Origin of the sequence: Pseudaquabacterium rugosum, assembly GCF_038066575.1 — a bacterium.
Taxonomy (GTDB): Bacteria; Pseudomonadota; Gammaproteobacteria; order Burkholderiales; family Burkholderiaceae_C; genus Pseudaquabacterium; species Pseudaquabacterium rugosum.
Genome location: NZ_JBBUTF010000004.1, coordinates 391,524 through 401,647 on the forward strand (window position 1 = coordinate 391,524; position 10,124 = coordinate 401,647).

The 10,124-nt window shown below is 71.3% G+C and carries 12 protein-coding genes; 8 read left to right on the forward strand and 4 right to left on the reverse strand.

The features are described 5' to 3' along the window. Window positions 1–2: 2 nt before the first annotated feature. Entirely contained in the window at window positions 3–800 is a 798-nt protein-coding gene (locus AACH11_RS05960) for a ferritin-like domain-containing protein (protein ID WP_341373275.1), read from the reverse strand. 251 nt (window positions 801–1,051) lie between these two features. On the opposite strand from AACH11_RS05960, the gene hslO reads away from it, so the two are divergent. After that, window positions 1,052–2,038 carry an Hsp33 family molecular chaperone HslO gene (gene hslO, locus AACH11_RS05965; RefSeq protein ID WP_341373276.1) on the forward strand — a complete coding sequence of 329 codons (987 nt, stop codon included), beginning with the start codon at window positions 1,052–1,054 and terminating at the stop codon, window positions 2,036–2,038. A gap of 47 nt (window positions 2,039–2,085) precedes the next feature. Here hslO and AACH11_RS05970 read toward each other — a convergent pair whose 3' ends face one another. From AACH11_RS05970 to flgA, 3 genes are all read right to left on the reverse strand, one after another. Continuing rightward, window positions 2,086–2,490 carry a hypothetical protein gene (locus tag AACH11_RS05970; protein ID WP_341373277.1) on the reverse strand — a complete coding sequence of 135 codons (405 nt, stop codon included), beginning with the start codon at window positions 2,488–2,490 and terminating at the stop codon, window positions 2,086–2,088. 46 nt (window positions 2,491–2,536) lie between these two features. Beyond that, window positions 2,537–2,842, reverse strand: a complete 306-nt coding sequence (gene flgM / locus AACH11_RS05975) for a flagellar biosynthesis anti-sigma factor FlgM (RefSeq protein WP_341373278.1) — start codon at window positions 2,840–2,842, stop codon at window positions 2,537–2,539. A 217-nt stretch (window positions 2,843–3,059) separates the two neighbouring features. Then, window positions 3,060–3,878, reverse strand: a complete 819-nt coding sequence (flgA, locus tag AACH11_RS05980; RefSeq protein ID WP_341373279.1) for a flagellar basal body P-ring formation chaperone FlgA — start codon at window positions 3,876–3,878, stop codon at window positions 3,060–3,062. A 272-nt stretch (window positions 3,879–4,150) separates the two neighbouring features. On the opposite strand from flgA, the gene flgB reads away from it, so the two are divergent. The 7 genes from flgB to AACH11_RS06015 all read left to right on the forward strand — a co-directional run bounded on the left by flgB (window position 4,151) and on the right by AACH11_RS06015 (window position 9,883). Next, complete coding sequence (gene flgB / locus AACH11_RS05985; protein WP_341373280.1) at window positions 4,151–4,570, forward strand: flagellar basal body rod protein FlgB; 420 nt, start codon at window positions 4,151–4,153, stop codon at window positions 4,568–4,570. Window positions 4,571–4,653: 83 nt separating this feature from the next. Next, window positions 4,654–5,061, forward strand: coding sequence for a flagellar basal body rod protein FlgC (flgC, locus tag AACH11_RS05990; RefSeq protein ID WP_341373281.1), 408 nt, complete (start codon window positions 4,654–4,656; stop codon window positions 5,059–5,061). Window positions 5,062–5,162: 101 nt separating this feature from the next. Continuing rightward, window positions 5,163–5,873: a flagellar hook assembly protein FlgD gene (locus tag AACH11_RS05995; RefSeq protein WP_341373282.1), complete on the forward strand. Its 711-nt coding sequence runs from the start codon at window positions 5,163–5,165 to the stop codon at window positions 5,871–5,873. Window positions 5,874–6,027: 154 nt separating this feature from the next. Continuing rightward, a complete protein-coding gene (gene flgE, locus AACH11_RS06000) occupies window positions 6,028–7,314 on the forward strand; it encodes a flagellar hook protein FlgE (protein ID WP_341373283.1) in 1,287 nt (428 codons plus the stop codon). A gap of 98 nt (window positions 7,315–7,412) precedes the next feature. Continuing rightward, window positions 7,413–8,141, forward strand: coding sequence for a flagellar basal body rod protein FlgF (locus AACH11_RS06005; protein WP_341373284.1), 729 nt, complete (start codon window positions 7,413–7,415; stop codon window positions 8,139–8,141). A 213-nt stretch (window positions 8,142–8,354) separates the two neighbouring features. Further along, the gene (gene flgG / locus AACH11_RS06010; RefSeq protein ID WP_341373285.1) at window positions 8,355–9,137 is read left to right on the forward strand and encodes a flagellar basal-body rod protein FlgG; all 783 of its coding nucleotides are present in this window, start codon (window positions 8,355–8,357) and stop codon (window positions 9,135–9,137) included. After that, window positions 9,134–9,883, forward strand: a complete 750-nt coding sequence (locus AACH11_RS06015; RefSeq protein ID WP_341373286.1) for a flagellar basal body L-ring protein FlgH — start codon at window positions 9,134–9,136, stop codon at window positions 9,881–9,883. The genes flgG and AACH11_RS06015 overlap by 4 nt, the downstream gene beginning before the upstream one ends. The last annotated feature ends 241 nt before the right edge of the window (window positions 9,884–10,124 follow it).

Genomic DNA, 10,124 nt, shown 5'->3' on the forward strand with positions numbered 1-10,124 from the left:
CCTCAGCCCAGCGCGTCGAGCTCCTGCGCGCTGAAGCCGGCGCGCCGACGCGCCTCCAGGTTGAACGGCGGCTTGGCCCGCGGGGCGCGGTAGCGTTCGACCAGTTGCGGATAGAGCGTCACCGGGTCCAGTCCGGCGCGCTCGCAGGCCCAGCGGTACCAGTGGTTGCCGATGGCCACATGGCCGACCTCGTCGCGCAGGATGATGTCGAGAATGGCGACGGCGGCCAGATCGCCGGCCTGGCGCAGCCGGGCCTGCATCGGCGGCGTGGCGTCCAGGCCGCGCGCCTCCAGCGTGCGCGGCACCAGCGCCATGCGGGCGATGAAGTCCTCGCGCGTGGCCTCGGTCATGCGCCACAGGCCGTCGTGGGCCTCGTGGTCGCCGTAGTCGCAGCCGAGCGTGCGCAGATGGGCGCGCAGCAGGCGGAAGTGGGTCGCCTCCTCGGCGGCCACCTGCAGCCAGTCGCGGTAGTAGTCGGCCGGCAGATCGGGGAAACGCCAGACGGCGTCGAGGGCCAGGTTGATCGCGTTGAACTCGATGTGGCAGACCGCGTGCAGCAGCGCGGCGCGGCCGGCCGCACTGAACGGTGAACGCCGCGGCACCTCGGCCGGTTCGACCAGGCGCGGGCGCTCGGGGCGGCCGGGCAGGCGCTGCGGCGGTGCCGGTTCGGTCAGGCGCTCGGCCGGATCGATGGCCAGCGCGCCGGCCGTCAGGCGCGCGTGCAGATCGAGCGCGGCATCGGCCTTGGCCTCGGGGTCGGCCAGACACAGGGCTTGCAGGGCGAGGGGGCGCAGGCTCATCCGTAGAATCGGGTCTTTTCTCGACGTCGGGGCCGGCGTCGGTCGGCCCGTCGCCGGGGTCGGACGCCGGTGGTCACCGGGCAGGGCGCCGATTGTCGGTCAGCCCCGCCGCCCGGGCGGCGGTCGTGCGGCGCCGTACGGGGCGGCGACCGCCGGCCTCGTGCCGTCGACCGGCGCCCCTCCCTGTGCCTCCTGCGCCTCCTGCGCTTCCTGCACCCGGTGCGCCCGGTACCCCCCCTGCGGACATTCCCATGGACGAACTCCACAAATTCCTGTTCGAAGGCCTGCCGGTGCGCGGCATGCTGGTGCGGCTGGACGACAGCTGGCGCGCGCTGCTGCAGCGCCGCCGCACGCCCGACGACGGCGGCTACACGCTGGCCACGCCGGTGCGCCGCCTGCTCGGCGAGATGGCCGCGGCCGGTGTGCTGCTGCAGGCCAACCTGAAGTTCAACGGCGCCATCGTGCTGCAGGTGCATGGCGACGGCCCGGTCAAGCTGGCCGTGGTCGAGACCCAGAGCGACCTGTCGTTCCGCGCCACCGCCACCGTGCAGGGCACGGTGGTCGAGGCGCCGGAGGCCGATCTGGCCCAGCTGGTCAATCTGCAGGGCCAGGGCCGCTGCGCGATCACGCTGGACCCGCGCGACCGCCAGCCCGGCCAGCAGCCCTACCAGGGCATCGTGCCGCTGCACGGCGACCGGCGCGAGAAGCTGCACCGCCTGTCCGAGGTGATCGAGCACTACATGCTGCAGAGCGAGCAGCTCGACACGCGCCTGATCCTGGCCGCCGACGACGAGCGCGCGGCCGGTCTGCTGATCCAGCGGCTGCCGCTGGCCGGCGCGGCCAACCTGGCCGGCAGCGCCGCCGTGGCACGCGACGAGGACCAGATCGGGCTGAACGAGGACTACAACCGCATCGCGACGCTGGCCGGCTCGGTCACGCCGCAGGAGCTGCTGCAGCTGCCGGTCGAGCAGCTGCTGCATCGGCTGTTCTGGGAGGAGACGGTGCGGGTCTACGAGCCGCAGGCGCCGCGCTTCGCCTGCCGCTGCTCGCGCGAGCGCGTGGCCGGCATGCTGCGCGGCCTGGGGCCCGACGACGTCGCGTCGCTGCTGGCCGAGCAGGGGGCGGCCGAGGTCGGCTGCGAGTTCTGCGGGGCGCTCTACCGCTTCGACCCAGTCGATGCGGCGGGCCTGTTCACGGCGCCGGGTGATGCGCCGCCGGCCAGCTCGGCCGTGCAGTGAGCGGCGTCCGGTGACGCCCTGCCGGGGCCCTGGGCCCCGTCAGGCGCTCAGGCCCTGAAGCCGCCGCCGCGCGGCGACGGCCGGGCCAGGCCCTGGGCGTCGTAGAGCCGCGTCAGCGGCGTGTCGTCGGGCAGCAGCAGATCGATCGCGCGGTCGAGCGCCGCGGTCGCGCGGGCCAGCATCTCGCGCTGTTGGGCGACCTGGGCGCCGGCACGGGCCAGCCGCAGGCGCAATTCGGTGGGCACGCCGCCGTGGCGTGCGGCCGTGCGCATCTGTCGCACGGCGGTCTCGAGGGCCTGCAGCAGCTCGTCGGCCTGCTGGCTGACGGCGGGCGCGTCGCGTTCGCGCAGCGCTTCGTGCAAGGCGCGCAGACCGGCCTCGACGGCGCCGACCGACGCGTCGAGCTCGACCAGACGCGCGACGGCCTCATGCTCGGCCCGATGGCTCAGCACGGTGGGGCTCCGACGACCTGGGCGACGGCGGGCGGGACGCCGGCCGTCAGCCCTGACGGCCGCCGACGTTGCTCAGCAGCTCCTGCGCGTTGCTGATGAGCTTGTCGGCGATCGCGTCGGCATTGATCTGGAACTTGCCGTCGCGGATCGCGTTCGAGATGCGCTCGACCTTCTCCGCGTCGAACACGCCCTCGGTGCCGCCGGCGCTGAGCTGGCTGACCGTCTCCGACAGCTGGACCTGCGCACTGGCCTCGTTCGAGGCCGTGGTGCCGGCAGCCGCCGCCGTCGAGGCGGACTTGCGTTCGCCTGCGGCCGGTTGGATGGCCTTGTTCTCGAGTTGACCGATCTTCATGATGGACTCCAGCAGTGGGGGTGACCCGCCTGACCCTGATACATGGACGGGGTATCGGCCCCGTATCCGCGGACTTTAGGGCCTCGTCCGTCGATTGTCGAAAGCGCTCGTGACAGCGTCCGACCAGCCGCCACAGTGTGGCATGCCCGTCGCTGGACGATCCGCCCGGTCCCGCTCAGGTTCCGTCGGATCGGCCACACGGATGCGGTCCGCTTGCTCACAGTGCCAGCTCCACCAGCTGCGCGGCACGCGCCGTGCCCCGCACGATGCGGCCGTTGTCCAGCTTGACCTGGACCGGTTGATCTTCCACGCCCGGTCCGAGCGCCCGGGCCTGGGCGCTGATCTCATAACCTCCACCGTGTGCGCGTACGCGCACGGTCTCGCCGGCCTCGAACCAGCGGCGTGCGCGCAGTGCGCTGCGGTGCAGCGGCGTGCCGGCGGCCAGCGCCTGGCCGAGCACACGGCCTTCCAATGCGGTGGCATCGACCAGCGCGGCGTCCTGCGGTCGTGCGGCCCAGTCGACTTCGGCCACCCGCAGGTGGGCGGCCTGCAGCACCGTGCCGGCCGGCAGGTCGGCGGTGGCCGCCAGGCCCGGGCCCCACAGCCGCACCGTCACGGGCAGATGGACGTTCCAGCGCACCGGGCCATCGACGCAGCGCAGGCCGATGCGCAGGGGGGCACCGGTCAGGCGCAGCTCGCGCGGCAGCCAGGGTTCGACGCGCCGGCAGGGCGCCAGCCGCAGCCGCGGGTCGATGCGGCCGGGTTCGACCTCGACCCGCAGTGCGGGCCGCGGGCCCTCGGCGGCCACGGGCAGTGCGGTCAGGCGCTCGCGCATCGCGTGCAGCGCATCGACGAAGACGGGCGCCATCGCCAGCGGAGCGGCCACGCCGTCGGTCGTGGCCGGGGCCGTGGGCCGGGCGGTGTCGGCATCGACCGCGGCCTGGGCGGGCCAGGACAGCAGCGCCGCACTGGCCGCGGCCAGCACCGCGGTGCCGAGCAGCAGCCGCAGGCCGTCGCGGGAGGCGGCGGACGCCATGGGGGTGGAGCGTGGGTTCACGGGCGACATCATGCGGGCGCGCCGTGCGGGCCCGTGGCCGGAACAGGCCGCCCATCGCGGTGCTGATCCGGCTCATGGCCGGGCGGGCGCTGTCGAGAATCGGCCGCATCCTGCCCCTGATGCCGGTCGTCTGCGGCCACCGGCCGGACCGCACCGCCCGGTGCCGGGTCGGTGCCCGTGGGGGACCCGATGCCACGGCGACGGGATCCTCGCCGCCCGTCGCTCCTGACCGCCGTCCTGAAGGCCTTGCCATGAACCGTCTGACCCAGGCGCTCGAGTTCCAGTCCCAGGCCCTGCTGCTGCGGGCCGACCGGCAGGGGCTGCTGGCCTCGAACATCGCCAACGCCGACACGCCCGGCTACGAGGCGCGCGAGATGGACTTCGCCCGTGCGCTGCGCGAGGCCACCGGCACCGCCAGTGAACCCCCGTCGCCGCCGCTGGCCGTCACCGATGCCGCCCATGTCGCGCAGCCGGTGTTCAGCGACGAGACCACCAGCACGCTGATCTGGGCCCGTCACAGCCAGGATGCGGTCGACCGCAACACCGTCGACCTCGACCGCGAGCGCGCCAGCATGGCCGAGAACACGGTCAAGTACGAGGCCGCGCTGCGCTTCATCAACGGCAGCCTGCGCACCCTCGGCGATGCGATGAAGAGCCACAACCAGGGCTGAGGTCCGGATCCGTGATCCGCCCGGGCCGTTCCGCCACCGCCGTCCGCCGCCCCGCCTGAAACGCACTCCCGAGGAGCCCCGTCATGAGCATGCTGAAGATCTTCGACGTCTCGGGCAGCGCGGTCAGCGCCCAGACCCAGCGCCTGAACGTCGTGGCCAGCAACCTGGCCAACGTCGACACCGTGGCCGGCCCCGACGGCTCGGTCTACCGCAACCGCCAGGTGGTCTTCGAGACCACCTACATGGACGAGCTGACCTCGGCCGGTGTGCGCGTGTCGAACGTGCGCGAGGACGACACCCCCGGCCGGCGCGTGTTCGATCCCAAGCACCCGGCCGCCGATCAGCAGGGTTATGTGACCTATGCCAACGTCAATGCGGTCGAGGAGGTGGTCAACATGATCTCGGCCTCGCGCTCCTACCAGAACAACATCGAGGTCATGAACACGGCCAAGAGCCTGGCCTTGAAGACCTTGCAGATGGGCCAGGGCTGAGGCCGTCGTCGGCCGCCCTGCACACGCCTGCGCCGTGAGCCATCGATCGCGTCGCCCGCCCGGCGCCGCACGCCTGCCTTCCCCCCGTCCGTGAGCCCGTGATGAGCACCACCTCCGCCACCAGCAGCACCAGCAGCAATCCCTACGCCTATCTCAACGGCAGCAGCACCAGCGCCAGCAGCACCAGCAGTTCGAGCAGCAGCACCTCGGCCACCAGCGCGCAGGAGCAGAACGAGCGCTTCCTGACGCTGCTGACGGCCCAGCTGCAGAACCAGGATCCGATGAACCCGATGGACAACGCCCAGATGACCTCGCAGATGGCGCAGATCAGCACCGTCAGCAGCCTGGAGACGGTCAACCAGTCGCTGCAGTCGCTGGGCTCGCAGTTCGTGCAGATGCAGGCGCTGCAGGGGGCGTCGATGGTCGGCCGCGAGGTGATGCTCGAGGGCGACCGCATGAGCGTCGACGACGCGGCAGGCACCGGCAGCGGCGCCTATGAGCTGGCCTCGGCGGCCAGCAAGGTCGAGCTGCAGGTGCTCAACGCGTCGGGCCGGGTGGTCGACACCGTCAACCTGGGCGCGCAGTCGGCCGGGCGCCAGAGCTTCGAATGGGACGGTGGCGACCTGGCGCCCACGGATGCGGCCGGCTACCGCTTCAACATCGTGGCCACCTCCAGCAGCGGATCCACCGTGACGGCCACCGAGCTGATGTACGACCAGGTCACCTCGGTCAACACCAGTGGCAGCGCGCTGGCGCTGCAGACCACCCACAGCGGCTCGGTCGGCTACAGCGCGATCAAGGGCCTGCACTGAATCCGCGCGGCACCGGCCGCGCCAAGGGGGCTGCGGCAGCGTCGGGGGGCGCGGCCGAACAGCCCGGGGCAGGGCCCTCAGTTCACCATTTGGGTGAAGCTCACGGGCACTAGAGTGCCTGCCACACCACACCAGTCTCACAGGAGTCACGCACATGGGTTTCCAGCAGGGTGTCAGCGGTCTGAACGCGTCGGCCAAGAACCTGTCGGTGATCGGCAACAACGTCGCCAATGCCAGCACGGTCGGTGCCAAGGCCTCGCGTGCCGAGTTCGCCGACGTGTATGCACGTTCGTCCGGCGCCGACGGGACCAACATCGGTCTGGGCACGCAGGTCGCCACGGTGGCCCAGCAGTTCCGCCAGGGCAACGTCAGCATGACGGACAACCCGCTCGATGTCGCGATCAACGGCAACGGCTTCTTCCAGATGCAGGACTCCAACGGCACCACGCTGTACTCGCGCAACGGCCAGTTCCAGGTCGATCGCAGCGGCTACGTGGTCAACGCCAGTGGCGAGAAGCTGCTGGGCCGCGCGGTCAACGCCGAAGGCAGCCTGCTGGCCGGCCCGGCCACGCCGGTGCAGGTGCCCACCGCCGGCATCGCGCCCAGCCAGACCACCGAGGTCTCGCTGGAGATCAACCTCGATGCGCGCGACGAGGCCACCTACAGCGAGACCGCCGACGTCTCGATCGACTTCACCGACGACAAGACCTACAACGACGCGACCTCGCAGACCCTCTACGACTCCAAGGGGCAGGCCGTCTCGGTCACCTACTACTTCCAGAAGACCGACAGCAACGTCTGGAACATGTACGCCACCATCGACGGCTCGCCGGTGGAGGTCGACGGTGACAACCCGGTGCCGCAGGCCGTGCTGCGCTTTCCGGACGACGGCACCTCGCCGACCATCTACAACCTCGATGGCTCGGAGACGACGCTGCCGCTGAAGATCACCTTCCCGGCGCCGACCGACGAGACGGTGTCCGACGCCTGGAACGAGATCACCGATGTCGAGTTCGACCTCGGCAACATGACCCAGTTCGGCTCGGTCTTCGGTCCGACCGACGTCTCGCAGGACGGCTTCCCGCCGGGGCGGCTGACGTCGGTCTCGATCGGCTCCGATGGCACCTTCATGGCCAGTTACTCGAGCGGCCAGTCCAGTCCGATCGCCCGTGTCGAGCTGGCGATCTTCCGCAACTCGCAGGGCCTGCAGCCGCTGGGCGGCAACGTCTGGGCCGGAACCTATGACTCCGGCGACGCGATCCTGGGCGTGCCCGGCGGCGGCAACCTGGGTCTGCTGGAGTCGAAGTCGGTCGAGGAGTCCAACGTCGACCTGACCAACGAACTGGTGAGCATGATGGTCGCCCAGCGCATCTACCAGGCCAATGCGCAGACCATCAAGACCGAGGACTCGGTCATGCAGACCCTGGTCAGCCTGCGCTGAGCCGGTCATCGCCGGCCTGAGCGACGGCGGGCGCGTCCCGGCCGCCACCGTGCTCCGGCCCCTGCCATCTGCCCTGCGCCGCGTGCGCCGCCCCCGACATGGATCGTGTCATCTACCTCACGATGGCCGGCGCCAAGGCCGCGATGCAGCGCCAGGACGTCGTCTCCAACAACCTCTCGAACGTCTCGACGACCGGCTTCCGGGCCGAGCTCACCGCCTTCCGCGCGGTGCCGGTGCGTGGCGACGGGGCCAGCACCCGGGTCTATGCGCTGGAGAGCACGCCGGGCTACAACGCCGAGGCCGGCCCCGTCCAGGCCACCGACAACCCGCTGGACGTGGCCCTCAAGGGCAATGCCTGGCTGGCCGTGCAGGGCATCGACGGCACCGAGGCCTACACCCGCAGCGGTGGCATGGAGGTCGCCTCCGATGGCCTGCTGCGGCTGCGCAATGGTCTGGCGGTGCTCGGTGATGGCGGGCCGATCGGGGTGCCGGCCAATGCCAAGCTCGACATCTCGAGCGACGGCCTGATCACCGCCACGGTGGCCGGCAGCCCGCCACAGGGCATCGGCCGGCTCAAGCTGGTGACGCCCGAGGCGCCGCTGCAGCGCGGCGATGACGGTCTGTTCCGTGCCGCCGACGGGGCCGATCTGCCGGCCGACGCGAATGCCCGTCTGCAGTCCGGCGCGCTCGAGGGCAGCAATGTCGGCGCCGTCGAGTCCATGGTGGCGATGATCTCCGCCGCACGCCAGTTCGAGCAGCAGATGAAGATGCTGCAGACCGCACAGGAGCGCGAGACCTCGGCCACGCGCCTGTTGTCCAACACCTGAGCGGTGTTCGCACGCGCCGGGGGCCCACCGCCCGGCGCCGGGTCCGGCGGGTGGGGAAAGCGGGCCCGGGCGCCCGCTTTTCCACGCTTGGAGCCCCTCAAGTCGAACGCAACATGCCGGTCATGGGCAGGCCGGGGGGCCTGCACCGACCGGCCCCGCTCCCGGGGCCTGCACCGCGGTGCGCGCAGGCGCGCGCCGCCACCGGAGCCCGAGATGATCCGATCGTTGTGGATCGCCAAGACCGGCATGGAGGCGCAGCAGTCCGCCCTCGACGCGGTCTCGCACAACCTGGCCAATGCCTCGACCAACGGCTACAAGCGTGGCCACGCGGTGTTCGAGGACCTGATGTACCAGAACCTGCGCCAGGTCGGTGCCGACAACGCCGAGGGCGTGCAGCTGCCCACCGGCCTGCAGGTGGGCCTGGGCGTGCGCACGGTGGCGATGTCGCGCAACTTCAGCCAGGGCGGTCTGCAGCAGACCGAGAACACGCTGGACCTGGCGATCAACGGTCAGGGCTTCTTCCAGATCCAGATGCCCGACGGCACCACCGGCTACACGCGTGACGGGGCCTTCCAGCTCAATTCCACGGGCCAGCTGGTGACCAGCGGCGGCTATGCCGTGCTGCCCGGCATCACCGTGCCGGCCGATGCCGACTCGATCACCGTGGCGCGCGACGGCACGGTGCGGGTCAAGCTGCCGACGCAGACCGAGACGGTCGAGCTCGGCCAGATCCAGACCGCCAACTTCATCAATCCGGCCGGCCTCGATCCGCGCGGCGAGAACCTCTACATCGAGAGTGCGGCCTCGGGCGGTCCGCAGGTCGGTGCGCCGGGCACCGGCAACCTCGGCGTGCTCAACCAGGGCATGGTCGAGACCAGCAACGTCAATGTCGTCACCGAGCTGGTGACCATGATCCAGACCCAGCGGGCCTACGAGATGAATTCCAAGGCCGTCTCCACCTCGGACCAGATGCTGTCGCGTCTGGGGCAGCTGTGAGCGGCCGGCCGGCCCCGGTGCTGCGGGTGCTGGGCGTGGGGGCGGGCCTGCTGCTGCTGCTGTCCGTCCTGGCCGGTCTGGCGGGGTGCCAGTCGCTGGTGGGCCCGCCGTCGGTCGACATCGTGCTGCCGACGCAGGCGCTGCCGGCCGCGGCCGCGGCGGCCGTCCCCGCCGGCTCGCCGACGCCCTCGCAGCCGTCGGCGCCGCCCAACGGGGCGATCTTCCAGGCCACGCGCTACCGGCCGATGTTCGAGAACCACCGGGCGCGGCTGGTCGGCGACCTCGTGACCATCACCATCGCCGAGAAGGTGACGGCGGCCCAGAGCTCGACCAGCACCATCGACCGTGCCGGAACGACCTCGGCCGGCATCACCTCGCTGCCGCTGCTGGGCACCTCGGGCATGGCCAAGCTGGGTGCCGAGGCGCAGAGCGCCAACACCTTCAGCGGCAAGGGCAAGAGCGAGAACAGCAACAACTTCAGCGGCAGCATCACCGCCACGGTGGTGCAGGTGCTGCCCAACGGTCATCTCGTGGTGTCGGCCGAGAAGCAGATCGGCGTCAACGCCAGTGTCGACGTGCTGCGCTTCTCGGGCCAGATCGATCCCGCACAGATCGCGCCGGGCAACACCGTGGCCTCGACCTCGGTGGCCAATGTGCGCATCGAGCAGCGCGGCCGGGGCCAGTTGCCCGAGTCGCAGGCCATGGGCTGGCTGCAGCGCTTCTTCATCAACGTGCTGCCGATCTGACAAGCCGTGAACGAACCGCCGATCGACCGTGGGGAGCGCATGGCTGCTGATTGCCGCAGTGGCGCGAGGAGGCGGGAGCCGATGCGCAGCGGGAGCGGTGTGAGGGCCGTTTGTGCGGCTGTGCAAGGCCTGGCGAGCGTGTGCGGCGGCCAAGGGCGCCCGGCGCGCCCTGCTTCAGGCCTCGAACGCGATGTTCAGACTGCGCATGCGCATCAGGTTGTGCGCCAGGGCGTGCCACAGC